We start from the raw sequence: 22,730 nt of genomic DNA, 5'->3' as shown, positions 1-22,730 counted from the left end.
CAGGGGCAGCTAGCGCCGGGCCGACACCCGTCCGTTTTCAACGTCGAAAACGTCGCCCCCGGCGCTGATCTCGGCGAAGGCAGCGGGGTCGGCGCCGGTCAGCCACACCTGCGCGCCGAGCTTGCGCAACTCCTCGAACAGCGCTGTACGCCGGTTCGGATCGAGATGAGCGACGACTTCGTCAAGCAAAAGCAGCGGCACGATGCCGGTCATCTCGGCCACCAGGCTCGCATGCGCCAGCACGAGGCCGATCAGCAGCGCCTTCTGCTCGCCAGTCGAGGCATCGCGCGCCGGCATACCCTTCGGCGCATAGATCACCTGCAGGTCGGTGAGATGCGGGCCGTCGGTGGTGCGGCCGGCAATGGCGTCGCGCGGACGGTTGTCGCGCAGGATCTGGCGGTAACGGTCCTCGATCGCGGTCGCGGTCTCCGTGAGCAGCGCGTTCTCCATCCAGCCGTCGAGCGCGATCTGAGCCGACGGGAAGGCGGAGGCCTGCGCGCGCATGTTCAACATGCCGGTCAGCCGTGCGGCGGTCTGGCCGCGCGTGGCCGCCACCGCGACCGCAAGCTCGGCGGTTTCGCGCTCGATCGCGTCACACCAATGGTCGTCATAGTTGCGGGTCTCGAGCAGGCGGTTGCGCGAGCGCAACGAGCGTTCGAGCGCCGAGATGCGGCTGGGGTGATCACTGTCGATGGCGAGCACCAGGCGGTCGAAGAAGCGCCGCCGCTCGGAGGCCGCGCCCATGAACAGCCCGTCCATCGCCGGCGTCAGCCAGACCATGCGGATGTGGTCGCCGAAGGCGCTGGCCGAATTGACCGGCTCGCGGTCGATGCGGCAGCGCCGGCTGACCACACTGTCGGGCAGCGGCGCGTCGATGCCGGTGCCGAGTGTGGCAAGGCCCAGCGCGCCCTCGACCTGCGCCGACACCGCCCAGGAGCCGTCGCCCTGGTTGTCGGCGACGTCGTCCAGCGTGGCTCGCCGCAGGCCGCGTCCCGGCGACAGGAACGAGATCGCCTCGATGCAATTCGTCTTGCCCGCCCCGTTGGGCCCGACCAGCGCCACCATGTCAGCCGTCGTCTCGAGCCCCGCCGCCCGATAATTGCGAAAATGCGTCAGCGTCAGGCGATGAATGCGGGAAGGGGTCATGTTGGAACTGCGGCACGCTCTGCTCACCCTCTCCCCTTGTGGGAGAGGGTGGCGCCTCACGAAGTGAGGCGACAGGTGAGGGGTATGTTACCGCGAGACGAGCTTTGCAAGGATGTCCTCTTGCACGGCCATCGGTTGCTGCAACACGTTGTTCCAGTACCGCGCTGTCTGAAATCCTTCAGATGCCAATGCTGTTGCACGGGCCGCGTCGCGTTGCGATTCCGCGTGCTGACTTCCGTCGATCTCGATCACCAAGCGCTTCTCGAAGCAGACGAAATCGAGAATGTAGTTCTTGAATGGGACTTGCCGGCGAAACTTGTAGGCAGATAACCGTCGCTCCCTGAGCAGTCGCCACATTGCAGCCTCCGCATCGGTCGGCTCGCGCCGCATATTCCTCGCAAACTCGCGCAGATGTTTGGGGACTGGCCGATGGGACGGCTCTGCGGCACTAACCCCTCACCCGAGTGAGCTCGTGGCTGACGGCGGAGCTGCCCTCTCCCACAAGGGAAAAGGGCGCAGCAATGGGCATCGCGCTCGGCTGTATCGGTCAGGTGCGCTGGCGAGGGAGCACGTCCCTCACACCCGCATCGGCATCAGTACGTAGAGTGCGCTCTTGTCGTCGCGGTCTTGCACCAAGGTCGGCGAGCCGGGGTCGGCGAGCCTCAGTGTTGCGACCTCGCCTTCGATCTGGGAAGCGATGTCGAGCAGATAGCGCGAGTTGAAGCCGATATCGAGCGCGTCGGAGGCGTATTCGACCTCGATCTCCTCGGTCGCGCTGCCGGAATCCGGATTGGTCACCGACAGCACCAGCTTGCCCGGCGACAGCGAGAGCTTCACGGCGCGGCCGCGCTCGCTGGAGATGGTCGAGACGCGGTCGACCGCGTTCTCGAAGTCCTTCTTGTCGACCACCAGTTCCTTGTCGTTGTTCTGCGGAATGACGCGGCCATAATCGGGGAAGGTGCCGTCGATCAGCTTCGAGGTCAGCACCACATTGCCGATGGTGAAGCGGATCTTCGCCTGCGACAGCTCGATCGTGACCTCGGCCTCGTTGTCCTCGATCAGCCGTTGCACCTCGCCGACGGTTTTCCGCGGCACGATCACACCCGGCATGCCGTCGGCGCCCTTGGGCTGGACCAGGTCGAGCTGGGCGAGACGGTGGCCGTCGGTGGCGACGCCGCGCAAGGTGGCGGCCTTCGCGGTGCCGGCGGCGTGCAGATAGATGCCGTTGAGATAGTAGCGCGTCTCCTCGGTCGAGATCGCGAACTGGGTGCGGTCGATCAGCCGCTTGACGTCCTTGGCGGCGAGCGAGAACGAATGCGACATGTCGCCAGCGGCCAGATCCGGAAAATCATTCTCCGGCAGGGTCTGCAGCGTGAAGCGCGAGCGGCCGGCGCGGATCGCCAGCACGGCGCGGTCGCCGTCGGCCTCCAGCACGATCTGCGAGCCGTCCGGCAGCTTGCGCACGATGTCGTAGAACATGTGCGCCGGCACAGTCGTGGAGCCGGCGGTCGCAGTCTCGGCCGCGAGCGTTTCCGTCACCTCGAGATCGAGGTCGGTCGCCTTCAGCGACAGTTTGGCGTCCTCGGCGCGGACCAGGACGTTGCCGAGGATCGGAATCGTGTTGCGGCGCTCGACCACGCGGTGGACATGGCCCAGCGATTTCAGGAGTTGCGCGCGTTCGACCGTAACCTTCATTGCACTACTCGCCCGATCCCCAAGGAAACACAACGTTGAAAAAGCCGGACGGCCGAAAAGCGCGCCGCGGCACCGAAAGAACCCCGAAAAAGCCCGATCATCCAGCCGATATGACCAAAGCGGTCAGGGTCGCGCAAGGTGGCGCGGATGGCCTTGGGATTCAAGGGATCGGGAGGCAGTTCCCCACGATTTACAGGCAAAACCGCCTCCGCCGCCCCGGCGTGGCCGGGGCGGCGGTCGAACGGGGAAAGGTGAGCCTAGGCGTTTATTCCTGAAGCTGGCGCTTGAGCGATTCGACCTCTTCCGACAGTGCCGTGTCCTTGCTGACGAGGGCCTCGATCTTGCGCACGGCGTGCAGCACCGTGGTGTGGTCGCGTCCGCCGAAGCGGCGGCCGATCTCCGGCAGCGAGCGCAGGGTCAGCGTCTTGGCGAGGTACATCGCCACCTGGCGCGGGCGCACCACGTTGGCGGTCCGGCGCGAGGACAGGAGGTCGGAGCGGCTGACATTATATTGCCGCGCCACCACGCGCTGGATGTCCTCGATCTTGATCCGCTTCGGCTCCTGCGGCCGGATCAGGTCGCGCACCTCGTGCTCCGCCATCTCCAGCGTCACCGGCCGGTTGTTCAGTTTCGAGTGCGCAAGAAGACGGTTGATCGCGCCTTCGAGATCCCTGCCGTTGTGGGTGATGGCGCGGGCCAGATAGGTCAGCACCTCCTCCGGCACCGCGAACGTTGCATGATGGGCGCGCGCGGCTGCGACGCGCGACTTGAGGATGCCGTGCCGCAATTCTTCGCCGAGCGAGCCCATCTCGACCACGAGGCCGCCGGCCAGCCGCGAGCGCACGCGGTCATCGAGGCTTTCGAGATCGGACGGCGGACGGTCGGCCGCGATCACGACCTGGCGGCCGGCATCGATCAGCGCGTTCAGCGTGTGACAGAATTCGGCCTGGGTCGACTTGCCCTGCAGGAACTGCAGATCGTCGATCACCAGCACGTCGATGCCGCGCAGCGCCTCCTTGAAGGCGAGCGCCGTCTGCGTCTTCAGCGCGGCGACGAAGCCGTACATGAATTTTTCGGCCGTGAGATACAGCACCTTGCGCTCGTTGCCGGAATTGCCGGCCCAGGTCACCGCCTGGAGCAGATGCGTCTTGCCCAGCCCGACGCCGGCATGGATGTAGAGCGGGTTGAACATCACCGGATCGCCTCTGCGACCTTCCGCGACCTGGCGCGCTGCCGCATGGGCCAGCGTGTTGGAGCGGCCGACGACGAAGCTTGCGAAGGTCAGGCGCGGATCGAGCGGCGAGCCGCCAAGCGCATCATGATTGGCGGAGACCGGCACGGTCGCGGTCGAGCGCAGCTCGGATGCCGGCGCGCGGCGCATCTCGACCGGCGCGGGCGCTTCCTTCGGCGGCGCGATCGGGCGCACCGCAGTGCGCACGGTGAGATCGATGCGATGCACTTCCGGCATTTCGGCCTGCCAGCACGACAGCACGCGCTCGGCGTAATGGGCCTGGATCCAGCTCTTCAGGAAGCGGGTCGGGACCGAGAGCCGCACGCTCTCTTCCTGCACGCCTTCCAAATCCATGCGCGCAAACCAGCTCGTGTAGACGTCTTCGCCAACGCTCGAGCGCAGCCGACCCTTCACGCGTGACCAGCGATCCTGTTCCGGTGTTGTCATCGTTTGAAAACTTTTCTTGAGAGATAAGGTTGCGTGGTGGCGGGCGCCATGCAGGGTTCCTGCCAGGACCCCTAGAATGGCGAGACCTCAAGCGATTCCATCCTCAGGCATGGCTCGACCGTTCGGCGAGAACGCCGCGCCCGATCGATGATGTCAGAGATGGAGGGGTCGCGAGGTCAGCGCGTACTCGGCGCTCTGTTACACGCGGGAGGCTGAAGGTCGGACGGATCTAGGACGGCGTCGCTGCAATGGAAAACCTGTTTCAATACCGCGTTGAGTCCGTAAGACATGATACCTCCCCGTCCTGCCGTGATTGCTCACGGCAAGGTCCTGCGTGTCCTGAAGACAACCCCGTCAAAAGCCGCGACTGTCCTGCCCGTCTGTACAAGTCGTTCGCCTAGCTTCGCCATCGTGCGTGTCGGGTAGCTTCAACCGTCTCTCATTTGCGCTTGGCGCGAACGAGACCCTTTAAGATCCCGATTGGAAACGTTCAGACAAAGAACTACCGTTCCCATATTGCTATGGGTTTCGAACCGACCATCGCTTGATTAAGCGCCGCCAACGTGCACATCGCCGCCGATTTGCACGCTCGCCCCGTTTTCCAAAACCGCGCTGGTCTCAAGATCGTGGGCGCCGCGAACGACTTAAGGAATACACTATGCGGAAAGACTCGCAACGAAATTGATTCACACTTGAGGCATCAAAAAACTTGATCTGCGTTAACGCCGCGCGCGAGTTGTTCACAGGCTTGAGAGCAACGTTTTGAATCAGCGCACAGAATCGAAGACGAAACGCGATGTGTGACATTTCTCGAACGCCGACCAAAAATATTTTACAAAACCTTCACGCGAGTGCCGCGCCGGCTCATTTTCCAAATGCTTGTCGTCACTATGCGGATAAGTGATTATCGAAGCACCGTTTTTTGAGTCTCGTTTCGGAGGGTAACTCCACTGCGATACTCGTTCCGGTAAACTACGGCGTGCAAAGCTCGCGCGCGCAAATTCAAGTTGAACGCGCCCTCGCAAGGGGTTTTCCGCAGTGCACTCGTCGTTTCCGGTCGTACAAAATCACCGCCGGTAAAATTACGGAGCGTAGCTGGCGGACGACGAGACGGATCATCCCAACCAGGCGCCGGTCTCGAACGATGCATGCGTGAATATGACGGGCAAGAAAAAAGCCCGGCGCGATGCCGGGCTGATTGATGGTTGTGATCATCGATCGGATTGATCGCTTCGCCAGGCTACCTGTTTACTTGGCGAACTCGTTACTTGGCGAGCTTGGCGATTTGCGCGGTGAGCCGCGAGACTTTGCGGCTGGCATTGTTCTTGTGAATGATGTTGCGCTGCGCGGCGCGCATCAGAGCGGGCTCTGCATTCGCCAGCGCCGTCACGGCGGCGGCGCGATCGCCGGTCTTGATGGCTTCCTCGACAGTGCGCACGGCGCCGCGCATCTGAGTGCGGCGCGACTTGTTGACGGCAGTGCGGCGGGCAATCTTGCGTGTCGCCTTCTTGGCGGAAGTGGTATTGGCCATGGTCTCAAATGTCCTCTGCGGGTACCGGTCGCGTCTTGATCGGGTGGCGCCGGCTGCTTGACCGCGAAATCGACGCTCGGATTTAGGGTGTTCGGTTCAAGGCCGTTCCCGGAACATGAGCGACAACCTTGCGGCGATCTCTGAGGCTCGAGGAGCCTGCAAATGCTCAAAGAACAGCGGCGGCAGGATTGCGCCCGCCGCCAGTTGGCGCCCTTATAGAGGGGGTCTGCGGCACCGTCAACGCTTTCCAGGCCCGCAAAACGGGCCCTTTGGCGCGCCAGCTGTGGCCTTAACGCCCTGATGAGGTTGAATTTCTGCCGTCTTGGGGCTATTGGCTGGCAGCGTTCTGAGGGTCGTCTGATCGGACGACCATATAAGGTGAGGCATGATCCGCGGCTTTTTCCGACTGATTGGGCTGTTGCTGCTCGCCGGCGGTTTCATATTCCTGGTCTATGACGGCGCCCGCTGGGTGGCCGACCAGACCCTGCGGTTCACCCGGTTCGGCCAATTCTGGAACGACATCCACCAGGCCAGCCAAGCGGCGTTCCGGACCTGGGTCGAGGCCAAGGCGCCCTGGCTCTGGACCTCCGTGATCCGCCTCGTGCTGGATCAGCCGGTTTTCGCAGTGCTCGGCATCCTCGGCATCCTCTTGATGATCCTGTTCCGGCCGCGCAGGCCTTTGATCGGATATTCCCGGGATTGAGCTTTCGCCCGCGGCGCGGCGTAACGGAGCTGCCTATCGCTGCGTAAATGCCTATATTCCCACTCTATCGCGAGCTCGCCGCCCGAGCGCTTTGGCTCAGGATGTTGACTTGAATACACCTTGGGCGACACACGGCTCGTCTCGGAGATCCGACCATGCTGTTCATGCGCAAGACCACCGCACTGCCGAGCGCAGCCGAAGCGCTGCCTGGCCGCGCGCAGCCTCTACCGACCGCCACCACCCATTTCGTCAACGGCGCGAAGCTGAAGCCGCCTTATCCTGTCGGCCTCGAGCAGGCCGTGTTCGGACTCGGCTGCTTCTGGGGTGCCGAGCGCAAGTTCTGGGAGCTCGGCGAGGGCATCCATGTCACTGCGGTCGGCTATGCCGGCGGTCACACGCCGAACCCGACCTATGAAGAGACCTGTTCGGGTCGCACCGGCCACACCGAAGTGGTGCTGGTCGTGTTCGATCCGAAGAAGATTTCGTACCAGCGCCTGCTGAAGGCGTTCTGGGAGAGCCACAACCCGACGCAAGGCATGCGGCAGGGCAACGACGTCGGCACGCAGTACCGCAGCGCGATCTACACTTACTCGGATGCGCAGAAGAAAGCGGCCGAGGAGTCGAAGGCGCTGTATCAGAAAGCGCTCGCCGGCAAGGGCCTCGGCGCCATCACCACCGAGATCGCGCCTGCCAGCGAGTTCTACTTCGCCGAGGACTACCATCAGCAATATCTGGCAAAAAATCCCGCCGGCTATTGCGGCCTCGGCGGCACCGGCGTGTCCTGCCCGATCGGCGCCGGCGTGAGCGCGTAAGCTAGCGACGAATTCGGTGCACCTCTCCCGCTTGCGGGAGAGGTCGACGCGCCCCGGGCGATGCGAAGCATCGTCCCGAGCGCGGCGGGTGAGGGCTCGCTCGGCATCGGGATTGCCGATTGCGGAAGCATCCTCTCCCCAACCCCCGCATGCGCAGCGCTATCGCATATAGATTTCACGAGGATAGTCCGCGGGCTTGCTCGGCCTCTCCCGCTTGCGGGAGAGGCCGCCGCGCTCGCAGAGCGCGGCGGGTGAGGGTTCTCGCCACCAGGGACGTCCTCCGCAATCTTCAACAATCCCGACGCGGAGACACCCTCACCCCAACCCTCCCCCGCAAGCGGGAGAGGGAGCGCACCTACGATCGCGGCTGCATCATCCCGCTTGTCGGTTGCGACCAAAGCTCCCTCAACGCTTTATTAACCATAACCGGTGCATCACTAACGCTGTCTCGTTTCGAGGGATGGCTCCGGTGCGGGTTGTGCGCGCGTTTCGATTGTCGATCTTGGCAGCGTCCGCCGCGCTTGCCCTCGGCGGCTGCATGCAGACCGCCCGTCCGGTCGCGATCGCGCAGCCGCGCGCCGATCTCGATTCGATGGTTTATGGCCAGCCCTACGGGGCGCCGCAGCCGGTCGTCGTTGCCGACGGCGGCAGTGCCATCGGCGCGCTGCGCAATTCCTTTGCGTCGGCTCCTGCGCCCATGCCGGTCGGCTACGCCGCGCCCACGGCTGTACCGGTTCGCTACGACGCCTCCTACCATCTCGACGCGGGCGACAAGCTACGCGTCGTGGTCTACGGCCAGGAAGGTCTCACCAACAGCTATGCGATCGATGCCGGCGGCTCGATCACCATGCCCTTGATCGGCGCCGTGCCGGCGCGCGGCCGCACCACGGCGGGTCTCGCCGGCGAAATCGGCGCGCGCCTGCGCAATGGCTATATCCGTGAGCCCTCGGTGGCGGTCGAGATCGAGGCCTATCGCCCGTTCTTCATTCTCGGCGAAGTGTCCGCGCCCGGCCAATATCCCTACGTGCCGAACATGACGGTCGAGAGTGCGGTCGCCATCGCCGGCGGTTTTTCGCCGCGCGCCAAGCGCGACGTGGTCACCATCACGCACACCGAAGCCGGCGGCGCCATGCGCGCCATGGTGCCGCTCGGAACGCCCCTCAGCCCCGGCGATACGGTGTTCGTCGGCGAGCGCTGGTTTTAAGTTCGTTCCAAATCTCTCCTCGTCATTCCGGGGCGCGACAAAGTCGCGAGCTCTGATGCGCAATTACAGAATCCATTCCTCCACCAACTCCGCTGCCCGATGGATTCCGGGCCTGCGCCTCTCGGCGCATCCCGGAATGACAGGGGAGGTAATGTCGGCGGCGTTCCGCCGCCCGCCTCACCGCCGAAAATCCAGCCGTCCGTTCGGAAAGCGGCCGTCAATGCGCGTGGCATCGACCACGAGCCCGACCCATGGCCGTCTGATCGCCGGCGTGGTCAGGTTGATGTACTTGCCCACCAGCCGATGCGCGCCGTCGCGTGCGGCATCGATCAGTCCGTGCCGGCGGCCATTGTCCCAGTCAAAGCGCAGATAGATCCGCTCGCCCACGATGCGGAGCTCGGCGCGGCCCTGTTTCCATGTCTCAGGCGTGTCGCCGGCGATGGTCGGATCGGCGCCGCCGTTCCAGCGGCTCGCCCAGGTGCCGTCGAGCGGATCGGGCACGGGAAAGGACGCCCACTGTGCCGCGTTGTCGTCAGCCGCATCGCCGGCAAGCGTGGCGGTCGCGGCATAGTCCATGACTTCGGAATCGCCGGGCTCGGGAACGTCCATGGTTCCAAAGGGATTGCGGATGACGAGGTGCGTGTCGGCCTGCTGCATGTTGTTCTCCGGCGTGAGCTGGCTTGATTGGCCAGCTCTATCGTCAGGACCGGACGTGCCGATTTCCGGCATCCGGCTTTCCGACTGGTTTCATCACATGGCACGCGGCAGCGGCCCAAGATGCACGCGGCGGAGCCGCAGCACGCCGGCGGGCCCGAAGACATGCCACCCGATTTCTGCCAACCTCTCCCCGTCATTCCGGGGCGCGCGGAGCGCGAACTTTGATGCGCTCTTGCGCATCAGAGAATCCATCGCGCCACCAACTCCGCGGCCTAATGGATTCCGGGCCTGCACCTGTCGGCGCATCCCGGAATGACAGTGGAGAGGGCCGCGCGCGCTATTTCAAATGCTTGGCAAAAAATTCCATGCTGCGCGGCCAGGCGATATCGGCGCTGGTCTTGTCGTAGCTCGCGCGCTCGTCGCAATGGAAGCCATGCTGGGCGCCGGGATAGACGAAGACCTCGACCTCAGGCCGCTTCGCCTTGATGGTCTCGACGTCGGTCAGCGCAATGCCGGCGTCCTTCTCGCCGAAATGCAGTTGCACCGGCACCCTGGGCGTCTCGTCCGCAAAGCGCACGACCGCGCCGCCGTAATACCCGATTGCCGCTTTCAGGCCCGACAACCGCGTCGCGGCGACGAAGGCGACGCTGCCGCCCAGACAAAAGCCGATGATGCCGACGGAACCGACATTCGCCACGGCGTCGATGGCGGCCTGGGTGTCGCGCAGCATCGCCGCCCAATCCGGATTGGCCACGAACTTGCGGGCCTCGGCAACCTCATCGGGCGAGTAGCCCGACTGGAAGTTGGGTACGGTCCGGTCGAAGATCGACGGCGCGATCGCAACATAGCCTTCATTGGCGAGTCGATCGCAGACCGAACGGATGTGGTGATTGACCCCAAAGATCTCCTGGATCACCACCACCGCGCCCTTCGGGCTGCCTGCCGGATCGGCGCGATAGGCGCCAAATTGGAAATTGTCGGAGGCCGTCAGTTTGATGTCTTGTCCCACGCGGGTTGTCCTTCTTGATTGTCGCTCGCTCGTCATGCCCGGGCTTGTCCCGAGCATCCACGTTCTCGGTACGGCCGGATCAGGCGCGGATGGCCGGGACAAGCCCGGCCATGACGATCCGGAAACTCCAGCGCACAACTCCGCCCGCCACGCGCGATTACCTTAAGCCATGCGCTCCGATCACTCCCACATCCAGTTCTCGCCGTAATCCTCCTTCCATCCTGCCAGCCGTCCGTGACGGAACTGCAGGAACAGGCGGTGGCGAGAGGGGATCAGGCCGCTGCCGCCGATGTTGCGCAGGGCGAGATAGATCTCGTTGCCGGGACGCCCTCGCACGTATTGCAACGGCTGGCCCAAGGCACGCGCGGTCTGCCCGGCATCCATGCCGAATGCCAGTGGCGTAGTGTTTGACGATGTCGCGACGAATGGCAGGCGCGGCGGCGGCGCACCGAACGGTTCGGCGCACGCCGACGCCGAGAGCAACCCCGCCACCATGACTGCGGCCAACATCGCCTGCTTCATCGTCTGCGTTCCCGGCTGACCGGCCTATGCCGGCAAGTTCTTCAGGAAAGGCAGCACCGCGTCAACAAAAGCCTGCGGCTGATCGACGGCGTGCCCGGCCGCGGGGATCACGACCTTTTGTGCGCCGGGGATTTTGGCCGCCATGTAGTCGGACGCCGCCAGGAACGGCGTGTCGTTGGCGCCGAGCACGATCAGCGACGGCACCTTGATATCCGGCAACAGCTCCATCACGCGCGCATCGCGCTGGGTCAGCATCCCGCGTGCGGCAAGTGCCAATCCCCTGGCATTGCGATGGCTGGCGGTGGCGCGCTCGCGCGTCGCCGCCTTCAGCACATCGAGACCTTCGCGATCGAGCTTGTCGGCGGCGGCGAGCGCACGTGCGTTCCAGGCCGCGCGCGCGTCGTCCTTCTTGAAGCCGGGGCCGGTGTCGATGATCAGCAGCGCGCGGGTGGCTTGCGGATGCGCGCGATAGAAGGCGAGCGACATGTAGCCGAGCGAGAAGCCGCCGACAATGGCGCGCCCGGCGCCGATCGCATCCAGGATCGCCGCCATGCGGATTTCTTTTGGGAGAACGCCTCCACAATCTCACTGTCATGCCCCGCCTTGTGCGCGCTTGCGCACTGGGGCGGGGCATCCAGCACGCCGCGGCTTCTCGGTTCTAGCCGCGCCGTCTCGGAGTACTGGATCGCCCGGTCGAGGCCGGGCGATGACGGCGGGGGTGGGACTGACACGCCCCAAAACCCCCTTTGTTATCAACGGTCCGTCTACTGTGCATGGGGTTGTTTTCGCTGTTTTGATCTGGACCCTCCGGCAACCGAAATCCCTCAAATTGTATCTAATTCCGCAGGGTTCCATTGAGCACGCCTCTTAAGGGCCGGAGAACCGGATCCGGCTTAGGCTGGCGCCCAATCCAGTCCCGTGCCCTCAGTTATTGCCCGCAGGGAAGCCATGAACGCCTCAGCCAAACCCGCCGCCAAACGCCGGCTTCTGCTCGCCTCCGACCGGAGCGACGAGAGCAGCGAGCTCGCCAGCATCCTGAAGGCGGTGGGTGACGTCTCGACGGTGACGACCCAGGCGATCCCCGAGCAGCCCGCGCGCGGTCTCTCCGGCCTCGTGGTCGACATCAACCTGCGTTCGTCCGAGAGCGTGCAGCGGGTGCGCAACAAGTTGCGCGGCGACGCCTATCGTGCGATGCCGCGGCTGTTCGTGCTCGCCGACGCCCTGCATCACGGCACCATGCAGGCCTGGGCGCTGGGCGCCACCGACACAATCTCGCGGCCGCTTCAGCCGGAGGCGATTTTGCAGCGCATCCGCGCCGCTTTTCCCGACACCGCCAGCTATGACGCGACCGATCGCGGCAAGACGCTCAACCGCGGCGTCGAGGCGGCGCATGCGGTGCTGAGGAAGATGTTCGAGAAGCTGCCGCTCGGCGTGCCCCTGACCTTCGACGATATCATCGCCGCCGAGAGCAAGATCCTGAAGGCGATCAAGCACTCCTCGCTGCGCGAGTGGCTCACCACCGTCGGCTGCCACCATGTCGGCAGCTATCGGCACTGCCTGTTCGTCACTGGATTTGCGGTCTCCTTCGCGCAGCATCTCGGCATGCGTGAGGACGATCAGCGCCGGTTGACCCGCGCCGCGCTGCTGCACGACGTCGGCAAGGCCTTCGTCCCGTCGGCGTTGCTGGACAAGCCGGGCAAGCTCACCGACGAGGAGATGGACGAGGTCCGCCAGCATCCGCGCCGCGGCTACGACGCGCTCGCAGCGCAAGGCGGCTTCCCGCCGGAGATGCTCGACGTGGTCTTGCACCACCACGAATTCCTTGACGGCAGCGGCTACCCGAATGGACTCTCGTCGAACCAGATCAGCGATATCGTGCGGGTCACTACCATCGTCGACATCTACGCCGCATTGGTGGAAAAGCGCGCCTACCGCATGCCCTTCACCCACTCCCGTGCCTTCACGATGATGGAGGGCATGGGCGGCAAGCTCGATCAGCAGCTGTTGCAAGCATTCCGCCCGGTGGCGCTGGGATCGTTCTGACGGTCCACGGCCGGTGAAGCGATTCGTCCGCTCCAGCATCTTGGCGGAGCGAGCAAATGTACCCGTCAAGCCTCGTACGACGAAATCTCGATCAGGCTGCCGTCGGGATCCCGGCAGTAGACCGAGCGCAATGTGCCGCGAGCGCCTTGCCTGGGTCCGGGACCCTCCTCGATCGCAACCCCGTTAGCCTGCAAATGCGCCACGACCTCTTCGGGTGTCGCGGAGGTGAGGAAGCACAGATCCTCGCTGCCGGCGGCCGGATGGTTCGCGGTGAACCATTCGACCTTGTCGGCAGCGCGCGGCCGGACGTTGATCTTCTGGTTACCGAATTGCAGCGAAGTCCGCGGCGCTTTGCCGCCGCCGGGGTCGAACACCTTGACTTCCATGCCGAGGATCTTGCGATACCACTCGGCGGTAGCTGCAACATCGGCGACGTTGATGACGAGGTGATCGAGGGCCTGAACCTTGACCGGCATGCCTTAATCCTTTCGTCGCCATGTGCGTTGCGCACTTTCCGCGTGCTCCGGGCTTTGTTACAACGCCGCTCACGCCACTTTCAAGACATCCGGCTTTGAAGAACAACACGTGGGAGAACCCTTGAGATGATCACTCGCCGTACCGCGCTGGGCCTGCTCGCTGCCAGTCCGCTTGCAGCCACTCCGCTGTCGAAGGCCTTTGCCGCCGATTACCCGGCCCGGCCGGTCAAATGGGTGGTCGGCTATCCGCCGGGCGGGGCCACCGACATCCTGGCGCGGTTGATCGGCCAGCGGCTGTCGGAACGGCTCGGCCAGCAATTCATCATCGAGAACAAACCCGGCGCCGGCAACAATATTGCCACTGAATCCGTCATCAATGCCGAGCCTGACGGCTACACGCTGCAGCTGGTCAATCCGGCCAACTACATCAACGCTTCGCTCTACACCAACCTCAAGTTCAACTTCGTGCGCGACATCGCGCCGGTGGCCTCGTTCCAACGCGTGCCGAACGTGATGACCGTAAACAAGGACGTGCCGGCCAAGAACGTAGCCGAGTTCATCGAGTACGTGAAGTCCAATCCCGGCAAGGTGAACATGGCCTCGTCGGGCAACGGCACCTCGGTGCATCTGTCCGGCGAGATGTTCATGGCGATGACCGGCTACAAGATGCAGCACGTGCCCTATCGCGGTGCCGCGCCCGCGATCACGGACATGCTCGGCGGCCAGGTGCAGGTGATCTTCGACAACATGCCCTCGATCATCCAGCACATCCGCTCCGGCAGTCTGCGCGCGCTCGCTGTCACCACCACGCAGCGCTCGGCGCAACTGCCCGACGTGCCGACGGTCGACGAGACCGTGAAGGGCTACGAGGCCAGCGCGCTGTTCGGCATGGGCGCACCGAAGAACACGCCGAAGGAGATCATCGCCAAGCTCAACAATGAGATCAACACGCTCATGAAGGAGCCGGACATGACCAAGCGCCTGGTCGAACTTGGCGGCGAGCCGCGGGTGCAGACGCCCGAGGCGTTCGGCGAGGAGATCAAGGCCGAGACCGAGAAGTGGAAGAAGGTCGTCGACTTCGCCGGCCTGAAGGTCGAGTAGCGATCTTGTGATCGTTGGAATGGAGCCCTGCCGTATGGCAGGGCTTTTTTCTTGAGAGGCTTGACGCGCTTCCGTTCGAGCCTATACTAAACCATATGGTTAAGTATCAGGACGAGATCCTGGACCGGACTTTCGCGGCGCTATCCGATCCGACCAGACGCGCGCTGCTCGCGCGCCTCGGCGGAGGGGACAGCCTGTCCGTGAGCGAACTGGCCGCGCCGTTTCCGATCTCGCTGCCGGCGATCATGAAGCATCTCGACGTGCTCACCGATGCAGGTCTGGTCGTACGCGAGAAGACCGGGCGTACGGTCTCCTGCCGGCTTACCGCGCAGCCGATGGAGCAGGCGATGAACTGGCTCAATCGCTACGCGCAGTTCTGGTCGGACAATCTCGATCGCCTTGCCGCTTTTGTGGAGGAAGACTCATGGCCGACGCCGCCGTCAATGCCGACCCCCGCGCCAACGAACGTCCAACCGAGCGTCCAAGCCTCACGCTCACGCGCCGGCTCCGTGCGCGGCCGGAAAAAGTCTACGCCGCCTGGACGCAGGCCGAGCAGCTGATGCAATGGTTCGGCCCGCCGAACATGAAGCCGGCCACGCTCGATGCCGAGCTGGATGTTCGCACCGGCGGCCGCTACCGGATCAGCTTCACGCGCGATGACGGCGAATATTTTGAAGCCGGCGGGAGCTATCGCGAGGTGGTGCCGAGCGAGCGGCTGGTCTTCACCTGGGCTTGGCATTCGACGCCGGAACGTGAGTCGCTGGTGACGATCACGCTGAAGCCCGAGGCCGCCGGCACGCTGATGGTGTTCCATCACGCCCAGTTCTTCGACGAGACTGCGCGCGACAACCATCAACGTGGCTGGACCTCGTTCTTCGACAAGCTCGACGCCTTCGTCGCCTGATCACCGTCAAAGGAGGATATCATGCAACAACATCAGATCGTCTCGCGCGAGCAATGGATCGCAGCCCGCAAGGCTCATCTGGTCCACGAGAAGGAGTTGACACAAGCGCGCGAGCGCCTCGCCGAGGAGCGCCGCGCATTGCCATGGGTCAAGGTCGACAAGGATTACGTCTTCGACGGACCGAACGGCAAGGTGACGCTCGGCGATCTCTTTAAGGGGCGCCCTCAGCTCGTCGTCCAGCACGTGATGTTCGCGCCCGATTGGGACGCGGCCTGCAAGAGCTGCTCGTTCTGGGCCGATGGTTTTGAACGCATGGTTCCGCATCTGGCCGCGCGCGACACCACCATGGCCGCGGTGTCGCTGGCGCCGGTCGCCAAGCTCGAAGCCTTCAAGAAGCGGATGGGCTGGAGCTTCGACTGGGTCTCCTCAGGAAGCAACAGTTTCAACCATGATTACGGCGTGACGTTTTCGCCTGAGCAGATCGCCACGGGCAAGCCGATGTACAATTTCGGCACCACGCCAATCTATGGCCCCGAGCTTCCCGGCATCAGCGTCTTCTACCGCAACGAGGCCGGCGAGGTCTTCCACACCTACTCATGCTTCGCCCGCGGCCTCGACATGATGAACGCCGCCTATCAATACCTCGACTTGACGCCGCTCGGCCGCCATGAAGAGGGTCTGCCCTATCCGATGGATTGGGTGCGCTTGCGGGACGAGTACGAACCGCAGGTGACGAAGGCGTCGTGCTGCCACGGGTGAGCTGATGTCGGCGTGAGCAATCCATTACCGTCATCCTGAAGTGCCGGAGCGTAGCGGAGGCCTCGAAGGATGACGGGACTTGTTCCGCAGCCCGCCTTAACGCTTCGCATCCGCTTGCTCGGTCCCGTTGCACGAGATCAGCATCGTGTAGGGCCGCGCGTTGGCGGCAATGTCGGTGGCCTTCAGCTCGCCCTTCGGCTCCGCGGTCTGATAGGGCACCACGGAGTTATCCAGGAAGTCGCGCAGCGCGCCCGTCTTGATGGCGAAGTTGATGTTTTCGGTCAACTGACCGGTCTCCCTGATCATCCTGAGCGCGTTGAGCTTGGACACGACGACGCCCGCCACCTGACCGGACATGTCGAACAAGGGGCCGCCGCTGTTGCCTGCCTGGATCGCGGCGCTGATCTGGAGGCGTGATTGCGGATGCCGCTGAGCGAACTCACGATGCCGGTGGTCACGGTCAGGTCGGAAGTGAGCATCCCGTGCAGCGGATAGCCGATGGCCACCACGGAATCACCGGAGTGCATCGAGCGGTCGCGGATCTTCGCAAAGTCCTTGAATGTGGCTGTCGCCGGCGCTTGCAGTAGCGCGAGATCATTGGTCGCGTCGCTGGAGACGGCCCGTAGCACCATCGCCGCCTCACCGGCGAGATTGCCCTGGATATCCCCCACACAGCCGTCGATCACATGATGATTGGTGACGATGTGTCCGTTGGGACTGACCACGAAGCCGGTGCCGGTGAAGGTTCCGCTTCGTCCCGGCTTGGCGGCGGGAGGCGTGCCTTGCTTGTCGCCGGCCGCTGCGGGCTTTGCGGCCATCTTGGTGAAATCACCGGCCTTGCTCAGTCCGTCCGCCTTGACCTTGGTGACGCAATTGGCCAATGCCGCGATCACGGGACCGGTCGAGGTCAGATCGAAATTCAGGACGGTGCGCCCGGCCGTCGCGACCATCAGGCTTGCCTTTTGAAAGGTTCGCACGACGTTGGCCGGCATGACTGCTGTGAGCATGTTCGGCTGACAGGCGGTAGCAAACAGCCTGGCCTGCTCTTGTCCGTCAAAGATGACGTCGATCGCGGCGTTCTCGCCCTTATTGAAGCGGTAGCCGGGACTCGCAAAGGCCAGCGACCATGTGCCGGCGGCGTTGTAGCCTACGACGAGGATGACGCCGTTGGCGTAGGGCGTCGTCGCCGCACAATGGGAGAAGGCACCGGTTTCATCATTGCTGAAGGCGCCCCCGATCCAGTTTCCGATATTGACCGAGCCGAATGGTCCGGCCGCGTTCCCTGCTCCGGCGATACACACCTGCAATAGCAACGCAACGACTGATGACTTAAGCCACATACCACCCCCCAGGGAACGCCTTGGGCCGCCTTATCCGCGGGAGCAGGCGCGGTGCAACCGGCAGTTGCTGGTTCAGGCTGGGTCTCCTGGGGCATCTTGCCTTTACTTTGCAATCCTATATACTTTGCCATACAAAGTGACGGGATAAGCGATCCCGAAAGCATGGGCGGAGCGGGCTTGGCGTTGCCAATGCGTGATCTCGACAAGGCACTGGCCGACATCGTGGCGATCCGAAGCCAGATCGCGGCCGGCACCGCGTTCCGCGGCTACGGCCCGGCGACAATGGCTGCAACCGGCGCGGTCGCGCTTGTTACCGCGGTGCTGCAGTTCTGGCTGCTCGGCGATCCCACCAGCGAGCCGCTCGGCTTCTTTTTCGGCTGGTTCATCGCCGCCGCACTTTCCGGCCTGATCATCGGGATCGAGATGCGCGCGCGGTCGCGCCGCCATCATTCCGGTCTCGCCGATGCCATGATCCACCAGGCGGTCGAACAGTTCCTGCCCGCCGGCGTCGCCGGCGTCCTGCTTGCCGTGGTGATGTGGAAGTTCGCGGCCGAGACGCTGTGGCTCCTACCTGGGCTGTGGCAGATCCTGGTGTCGCTCGGCATTTTCGCTTCCGTTCGCTCGCTGCCGCGCACCGTCGCGCTTGCCGGCGCCTGGTATTTCATTTCGGGCTTTGCGGTGGTGGTGCTGGCAAGCGCGACCCATACGCTGTCGCCATGGACCATGGGCCTGCCCTTCGTGATCGGCCAGTCGGTGATGGCGGCCATTCTGTATTTCGCGTCCGGAGACAACGATGTCGAAGACTGACAGCGCGCCGTTTTCCTATCAGGGGCTCGACCGCGTCATTCACGAGAAGGCGAGGCTAGGGCTTCTGACCTCGCTGATGGCGCATCCGAAAGGGCTGGCGTTCGCCGATCTCAAGCAGCTCTGCGGCCTGACCGACGGCAACCTCAGCCGGCATCTCGCCGTGCTCCAGGATGCCGGCCTCGTCGAGGTGACCAAGGGCTATGAGGGCAACCGTCCGCACACCACCTGCCGCCTGACCAAGGCCGGCCGCCGCCGCTTCCTCGACTATCTCGCCGTGCTCGAGCGCCTTGTGCGCGATGCCGCCAAGGCCGCCGGCCGCGAGGCGCCGCCGCTCGGTCGCCTCGGCATGCTCTCGACCTGATTATCCCCCTTTTTGACCGGAGACTTTGCAATGCAAAGTGACGTCACGTGCCAGAACGAGAAGCTTCATGTCGGTATCATCATGGACGGCAACGGCCGATGGGCGACACGCCGTGGCCTGTCGCGCGCTCGCGGCCATGAGGCCGGCGTCGAGGCGATCCGCCGCGTCGTCGAGATCGCACCCAAGCAGGGCATCGGCACGCTGACGCTCTACGCCTTCTCCACCGACAATTGGCGCCGGCCCAAGGCCGAGGTCGCCGCGTTGATGACGCTGTTGCGGTTCTATCTCGCGAGCGAGGTGCAGAGCCTGGTGAAGAACGGCGTGCGCCTGACGGTGATCGGCCGCCGCGACCGTCTGCCTGACGGCATCGCCGCCGCCATCGCGCGCGCCGAAGCCGCCACCGCTCGCGGCAGCACGCTTCATCTGCGCATCGCCGTCGACTATTCCGCGCGCGATGCCATCCTCAATGCCGCGGCGAAAGCGGCGGCGCTGACCAGCCTGACCCGCGAGGCCTTCTCGCAGCTCGTCACCGGCGAGGCCGGCCTGCGCGACGTCGACCTCATCATCCGCACCAGCGGCGAGAAACGGCTGTCGGACTTCCTGTTGTGGGAAGGCGCTTATGCCGAGCTGCACTTCACCGAGCGGATGTGGCCCGAATTCGAGGCGAGCGATCTCGCCGAGGCGCTCGCTTCATTCCATGGCCGAGAGCGTCGTTTCGGCGGCCTGCAGGCGATCGTCCCGGAGGAGGTGCCGTCGCTCTCACGGGTGTGACGCATGGCAGCAAGAGGCGCGAACGAGCACTGAAATGCGCGGCTGGCTGCAACAGGCGCCTATTCGTCGATGTGCCGAAAACTTGAGCAAGCGTGCGGCAGGCTCGAAAACCGCTGCACGTTAGCGCGGATCGTGCTCTAGTGGCCTTTCGCGACGGGAGTTTTTCGCAAGATGCGCGCAGTTCTGGACTATTGCACCGGCGGAACGGAACGTCGGGTCACGGCCGGCACGCTCATCATCACCGAGGGTGGTACCACCGGTCACCTCTATGCGTTGATCCAAGGCAAGCTCGAAGTGCTCAAGGGCGAGATGGTGGTCGCAATTGTCACGGAGCCCGGCGCGGTGCTCGGTGAGATGTCGGTGCTGTTGGGACAGCCGCACACGGCGACGGTGCGGGCCTGCTCCGACTCGGTCGTCTACGAGTTCGAGGATGCCGCCTCGGTCCTCAAGCGCGAGCCTGAGGTTGCGCTGCTGATCGCGCGCCTGCTGGCGCAGCGGCTCAATGTCGCCAACACCTATCTCGCCGATCTCAAGCGGCAATATGCCGGCCACGGCACGCATCTGGCGATGGTCGGCGAGGTTCTTCAGAGCATGATCAACCTGCCGCCGCTTGAGGTCTCGCCAGGCTCGGATCGACAATCCGATCCAAGGATGTAAGCCAGTCCGGCGCAGCCGCGACCGGCAAAGCGGGCCGCTTCAGCGGCGCGCCGAGATCGATCCACTGCGCTTCGCCCGCCGCCAGCCAGAATGCTTGCTCCGCCTCGAGATCCAGCACGATATGGGTCGGCGGCCGGCCGGGTTGCAGGCCGGCATTGACGACCCAGGTCGGGCCGAGCCGGTCAAACCACGAGCCGTCTTTGATGAAGGGCGATTGATGCACATGGCCCGAGATCACCAGCGATGGCTGGTACTGCATGATCCACTGCACCAGCTCGACATCGCCGAAGAAGCGCTTGCCGCCCCAGCTCGTCGGCGAATCCGCCGGCGGCGCGTGATGCGCCCAGATCCATCGCTGCGGCCGGTTGAGGGAGGCATCGCGAAGCTGGTCGGTGAGACGCTGCTTGACCCGCGGACCGTCCCACCACGGGCACACCGTGAATAGTGTATCCCCTATGGTGAGGCTGTCGCCGTCGCAGGCGATCCCGAGCTCTCGCACCTCCGAGATCCAGCGCGAGATCTTCTCGCCTTCCGGATTGCGCTCGTCGAGATCGTGATTGCCGGAGCAGAGGATGACCCGCGTCCGGGCGGCGAGCAGTGCAAGATATTTCTTCACCACCACGATCTGCGCGCGAAAATCCACCATCGAGCCGATGTCGAGCGCATCGCCGGCGAAAATCACGAGGTCGAATTGCGGCGCCGCGCTGACCAGCCAGTCGAATTGCGGCAGCGAGTAATGCAGGTCGGCAACGACCAGGCAGCGCATGGAAAAATCCGTGAGCGAGAGATTGAAAATATCTGGAAACTACAAAATGTACTAAGCAAGAAGCAGACCAGCATGGCCGCTCCTTGACGTCAATCCGATCAGGCAAGCATGCTCCCGCGCGGTCGGACACGCAAGTGCCTGGCGCCGCAGGGCTGGACCGGATCATCGAATTCTGATGTCGTGGCGCATTCCCACGCGGTGATCGCGTGATCTCCTTCAAGACCATTCGCGCCCGCGCCGAGAAGCGCAAGGGCGGACCCAAGGCACTCGAAAAGCTGATGCCGGCAAAGCCCGATTTGAAGCGCCTGGCCAGGCTCGGCGACGATCGCATCCTTGCCGAGATGACCAGGCGGGTGTTTTGCGCAGGATTTGCCTGGAGCGTGATCGACGCAAAATGGGACGGTTTCGAGGACGCTTTCCTGCACTTTGAGCCGGCCAGGCTCAGTTTCCAGCCAGAGGACTATTGGGAGGGCCTGCTGCGCGACGCGCGCATCGTGCGCAACGGTGCCAAGATCATGTCGGTGCGCGACAACGCCGCCTTTGTCCAGGACATCGCAAAGGAGCATGGCAGCTTCGGCAGGTTTCTGGCGAAGTGGCCATCGTCCGACGAAATCGGCCTGCTCGACCTCCTCGTCAAGCGTGGCAGTCGGCTCGGGGGCAACACGGGCCAGATGCTGCTGCGCTTCGTCGCCTGGGACGGCTTCGTCACGTCGAAGGACGTCGTTGCTTGCTTGCGCGAGGCCGGCCTCGACCTTGCCGAGGAGATCAAATCCAAGGGCGATCTCGCCAAAGTGCAGGCGCAGTTCAACGCCTGGGCCGAGGAGACCGGGCTGCCCTACACGCATTTGTCGCGCATCTGCGCGCTGTCGGTCGGCGAGAACCGGGAAGAATAGCGAGGAGAGTAACGGAGAGACGCTCATGGCAGGTGAATTGGAAGGCAAGGTTGCCGTTGTCACAGGAGCTGCGTCGGGCATCGGACTGGCCAGCACCGAGGCGATGCTGGCCGCCGGCGCACGCGTGGTGACGGTGGACCGCGACGGCGCGGCATTGAAGGCGCTCTGCAGCGCGCACGGCGACGCCGTGATCCCGCTCGTCATCGACCTCCTTGATCCCACGGACTGCGCCACGCTGCTGCCGAGAGTTTTGCAGAGCGCCGGCCAGCTCGACATCCTGCACGCCAATGCGGGCGCCTATGTCGGCGGCGACCTCGTCGATGCCGACAGCACTGCGATCGACCGGATGCTGAACCTGAACATCAACGTCGTGATGAAGAATGTGCACGACGTGCTGCCCCACATGATCGAACGCCGGACCGGCGACGTCATCGTGACGAGCTCGCTGGCGGCCCATTTTCCAACGCCGTGGGAGCCGGTCTATGCGTCGTCGAAATGGGCGATCAATTGCTTCGTCCAGACCGTGCGGCGTCAGGTCTACAAGCACGGCATCCGCGTCGGCTCGGTGTCGCCCGGTCCCGTCATCACCGCGCTGCTCGCGGACTGGCCGCCTGAGAAGCTGAAGGAGGCCCGGGACGCCGGCAGCCTGCTGGAAGCCGGCGAAGTGGCCGACGTCGTGATGTTCATGCTGACGCGGCCGCGCAGCATGACGATTCGCGACGTCGTCATGCTGCCGACCAATTTCGATCTCTAGCGCGCTGGCGCCGGAGCGCCAAAATGATGTGCATGGTGTGGCGACCTCGCGCCGAACCTGCGGCAGGCGCGATTCGTCATCACGAAATGCATTTCGGCGGAACTATTATGCGCAGCATCCGTTCGGGAGTTTGAGCCAGGC

24 protein-coding genes and 2 pseudogenes are annotated in these 22,730 nt (G+C 64.2%); 14 read left to right on the top strand and 12 right to left on the bottom strand.

Annotated elements, in window-relative coordinates:
• Positions 1-9: 9 nt before the first annotated feature.
• The 5 genes from recF to rpsT form a co-directional block, all read right to left on the bottom strand.
• Positions 10-1,146 (bottom strand): DNA replication/repair protein RecF, encoded by a 1,137-nt coding sequence (gene recF / locus IVA82_RS05910; protein WP_247383668.1) that lies wholly within the window; start codon positions 1,144-1,146, stop codon positions 10-12.
• An 87-nt stretch (positions 1,147-1,233) separates the two neighbouring features.
• Entirely contained in the window at positions 1,234-1,557 is a 324-nt protein-coding gene (locus IVA82_RS05905) for a DUF559 domain-containing protein (protein ID WP_256469622.1), read from the bottom strand.
• Positions 1,558-1,722: 165 nt separating this feature from the next.
• Positions 1,723-2,841: a DNA polymerase III subunit beta gene (dnaN, locus tag IVA82_RS05900; RefSeq protein ID WP_247383666.1), complete on the bottom strand. Its 1,119-nt coding sequence runs from the start codon at positions 2,839-2,841 to the stop codon at positions 1,723-1,725.
• Positions 2,842-3,106: 265 nt separating this feature from the next.
• On the bottom strand, positions 3,107-4,519 hold the full coding sequence (gene dnaA / locus IVA82_RS05895) for a chromosomal replication initiator protein DnaA (RefSeq protein WP_247383665.1): 1,413 nt from the start codon (positions 4,517-4,519) through the stop codon (positions 3,107-3,109).
• A 1,264-nt stretch (positions 4,520-5,783) separates the two neighbouring features.
• Positions 5,784-6,050: a 30S ribosomal protein S20 gene (gene rpsT / locus IVA82_RS05890; protein ID WP_148737091.1), complete on the bottom strand. Its 267-nt coding sequence runs from the start codon at positions 6,048-6,050 to the stop codon at positions 5,784-5,786.
• A 385-nt stretch (positions 6,051-6,435) separates the two neighbouring features.
• Between rpsT and IVA82_RS05885 the strand changes: the two genes are divergently transcribed.
• The 3 genes from IVA82_RS05885 to IVA82_RS05875 all read left to right on the top strand — a co-directional run bounded on the left by IVA82_RS05885 (position 6,436) and on the right by IVA82_RS05875 (position 8,769).
• The gene (locus tag IVA82_RS05885) at positions 6,436-6,753 is read left to right on the top strand and encodes a hypothetical protein (protein WP_247383664.1); all 318 of its coding nucleotides are present in this window, start codon (positions 6,436-6,438) and stop codon (positions 6,751-6,753) included.
• A gap of 155 nt (positions 6,754-6,908) precedes the next feature.
• Positions 6,909-7,565: a peptide-methionine (S)-S-oxide reductase MsrA gene (msrA, locus tag IVA82_RS05880; RefSeq protein ID WP_247383663.1), complete on the top strand. Its 657-nt coding sequence runs from the start codon at positions 6,909-6,911 to the stop codon at positions 7,563-7,565.
• Positions 7,566-8,025: 460 nt separating this feature from the next.
• Entirely contained in the window at positions 8,026-8,769 is a 744-nt protein-coding gene (locus IVA82_RS05875) for a polysaccharide biosynthesis/export family protein (RefSeq protein WP_247383662.1), read from the top strand.
• Between the two features lie 177 nt (positions 8,770-8,946).
• On the opposite strand, the gene IVA82_RS05870 is transcribed toward IVA82_RS05875, so the two are convergent.
• The 4 genes and pseudogenes from IVA82_RS05870 to IVA82_RS05855 all read right to left on the bottom strand — a co-directional run.
• Complete coding sequence (locus tag IVA82_RS05870; RefSeq protein WP_247383675.1) at positions 8,947-9,426, bottom strand: hypothetical protein; 480 nt, start codon at positions 9,424-9,426, stop codon at positions 8,947-8,949.
• A gap of 337 nt (positions 9,427-9,763) precedes the next feature.
• Positions 9,764-10,435, bottom strand: a complete 672-nt coding sequence (locus IVA82_RS05865) for a dienelactone hydrolase family protein (protein ID WP_247383661.1) — start codon at positions 10,433-10,435, stop codon at positions 9,764-9,766.
• Positions 10,436-10,615: 180 nt separating this feature from the next.
• Positions 10,616-10,957, bottom strand: coding sequence for a hypothetical protein (locus IVA82_RS05860; RefSeq protein WP_247383660.1), 342 nt, complete (start codon positions 10,955-10,957; stop codon positions 10,616-10,618).
• A gap of 24 nt (positions 10,958-10,981) precedes the next feature.
• Positions 10,982-11,509, bottom strand: a pseudogene (locus tag IVA82_RS05855) (alpha/beta fold hydrolase); the annotation flags it as partial.
• Positions 11,510-11,905: 396 nt separating this feature from the next.
• Here IVA82_RS05855 and IVA82_RS05850 point away from each other — a divergent pair.
• A complete protein-coding gene (locus tag IVA82_RS05850; protein ID WP_247383659.1) occupies positions 11,906-13,000 on the top strand; it encodes an HD domain-containing phosphohydrolase in 1,095 nt (364 codons plus the stop codon).
• 65 nt (positions 13,001-13,065) lie between these two features.
• Here IVA82_RS05850 and IVA82_RS05845 read toward each other — a convergent pair whose 3' ends face one another.
• The gene (locus tag IVA82_RS05845) at positions 13,066-13,476 is read right to left on the bottom strand and encodes a VOC family protein (RefSeq protein ID WP_247383658.1); all 411 of its coding nucleotides are present in this window, start codon (positions 13,474-13,476) and stop codon (positions 13,066-13,068) included.
• A gap of 126 nt (positions 13,477-13,602) precedes the next feature.
• Here IVA82_RS05845 and IVA82_RS05840 point away from each other — a divergent pair, with 126 nt between their 5' ends.
• The 4 genes from IVA82_RS05840 to IVA82_RS05825 all read left to right on the top strand — a co-directional run bounded on the left by IVA82_RS05840 (position 13,603) and on the right by IVA82_RS05825 (position 16,240).
• Positions 13,603-14,577, top strand: coding sequence for a tripartite tricarboxylate transporter substrate binding protein (locus IVA82_RS05840; RefSeq protein ID WP_247383657.1), 975 nt, complete (start codon positions 13,603-13,605; stop codon positions 14,575-14,577).
• A gap of 95 nt (positions 14,578-14,672) precedes the next feature.
• Positions 14,673-15,137 (top strand): metalloregulator ArsR/SmtB family transcription factor, encoded by a 465-nt coding sequence (locus IVA82_RS05835; protein ID WP_247383656.1) that lies wholly within the window; start codon positions 14,673-14,675, stop codon positions 15,135-15,137.
• Positions 15,137-15,481: an SRPBCC domain-containing protein gene (locus IVA82_RS05830; protein WP_247383655.1), complete on the top strand. Its 345-nt coding sequence runs from the start codon at positions 15,137-15,139 to the stop codon at positions 15,479-15,481. Before IVA82_RS05835 ends, IVA82_RS05830 begins: the two co-directional genes overlap by 1 nt.
• Before the next feature lie 21 nt (positions 15,482-15,502).
• Complete coding sequence (locus IVA82_RS05825) at positions 15,503-16,240, top strand: thioredoxin family protein (protein ID WP_247383654.1); 738 nt, start codon at positions 15,503-15,505, stop codon at positions 16,238-16,240.
• Positions 16,241-16,336: 96 nt separating this feature from the next.
• Here the strand turns inward: IVA82_RS05825 and IVA82_RS05820 are convergent.
• Positions 16,337-17,580: pseudogene (locus IVA82_RS05820) on the bottom strand (serine protease).
• Positions 17,581-17,769: 189 nt separating this feature from the next.
• Here IVA82_RS05820 and IVA82_RS05815 point away from each other — a divergent pair.
• The 4 genes from IVA82_RS05815 (at position 17,770) to IVA82_RS05800 (ending at position 20,176) form a co-directional block, all read left to right on the top strand.
• Positions 17,770-18,387 carry a hypothetical protein gene (locus IVA82_RS05815; RefSeq protein ID WP_247383653.1) on the top strand — a complete coding sequence of 206 codons (618 nt, stop codon included), beginning with the start codon at positions 17,770-17,772 and terminating at the stop codon, positions 18,385-18,387.
• Positions 18,374-18,748, top strand: coding sequence for a transcriptional regulator (locus IVA82_RS05810; RefSeq protein ID WP_148737118.1), 375 nt, complete (start codon positions 18,374-18,376; stop codon positions 18,746-18,748). The genes IVA82_RS05815 and IVA82_RS05810 overlap by 14 nt, the downstream gene beginning before the upstream one ends.
• 30 nt (positions 18,749-18,778) lie before the next feature.
• Positions 18,779-19,519, top strand: a complete 741-nt coding sequence (locus IVA82_RS05805; RefSeq protein ID WP_247383652.1) for a di-trans,poly-cis-decaprenylcistransferase — start codon at positions 18,779-18,781, stop codon at positions 19,517-19,519.
• A 171-nt stretch (positions 19,520-19,690) separates the two neighbouring features.
• Entirely contained in the window at positions 19,691-20,176 is a 486-nt protein-coding gene (locus IVA82_RS05800) for a cyclic nucleotide-binding domain-containing protein (RefSeq protein WP_247383651.1), read from the top strand.
• Here the strand turns inward: IVA82_RS05800 and IVA82_RS05795 are convergent.
• Positions 20,115-20,942: a metallophosphoesterase gene (locus tag IVA82_RS05795; RefSeq protein ID WP_247383650.1), complete on the bottom strand. Its 828-nt coding sequence runs from the start codon at positions 20,940-20,942 to the stop codon at positions 20,115-20,117. The genes IVA82_RS05800 and IVA82_RS05795 overlap by 62 nt on opposite strands.
• A 206-nt stretch (positions 20,943-21,148) precedes the next feature.
• Here IVA82_RS05795 and IVA82_RS05790 point away from each other — a divergent pair, with 206 nt between their 5' ends.
• Together IVA82_RS05790 and IVA82_RS05785 are read left to right on the top strand one after the other, a co-directional pair.
• Complete coding sequence (locus IVA82_RS05790; protein WP_247383649.1) at positions 21,149-21,835, top strand: DNA-3-methyladenine glycosylase I; 687 nt, start codon at positions 21,149-21,151, stop codon at positions 21,833-21,835.
• Between the two features lie 25 nt (positions 21,836-21,860).
• On the top strand, positions 21,861-22,589 hold the full coding sequence (locus tag IVA82_RS05785) for an SDR family oxidoreductase (RefSeq protein WP_247383648.1): 729 nt from the start codon (positions 21,861-21,863) through the stop codon (positions 22,587-22,589).
• Positions 22,590-22,730 lie beyond the last annotated feature (141 nt).

Origin of the sequence: Bradyrhizobium sp. 142 (assembly GCF_023074015.1) — a bacterium.
In the GTDB taxonomy this organism is placed as follows: Bacteria; Pseudomonadota; Alphaproteobacteria; order Rhizobiales; family Xanthobacteraceae; genus Bradyrhizobium.
This window is presented reverse-complemented; position numbering and strand designations above follow the sequence as displayed.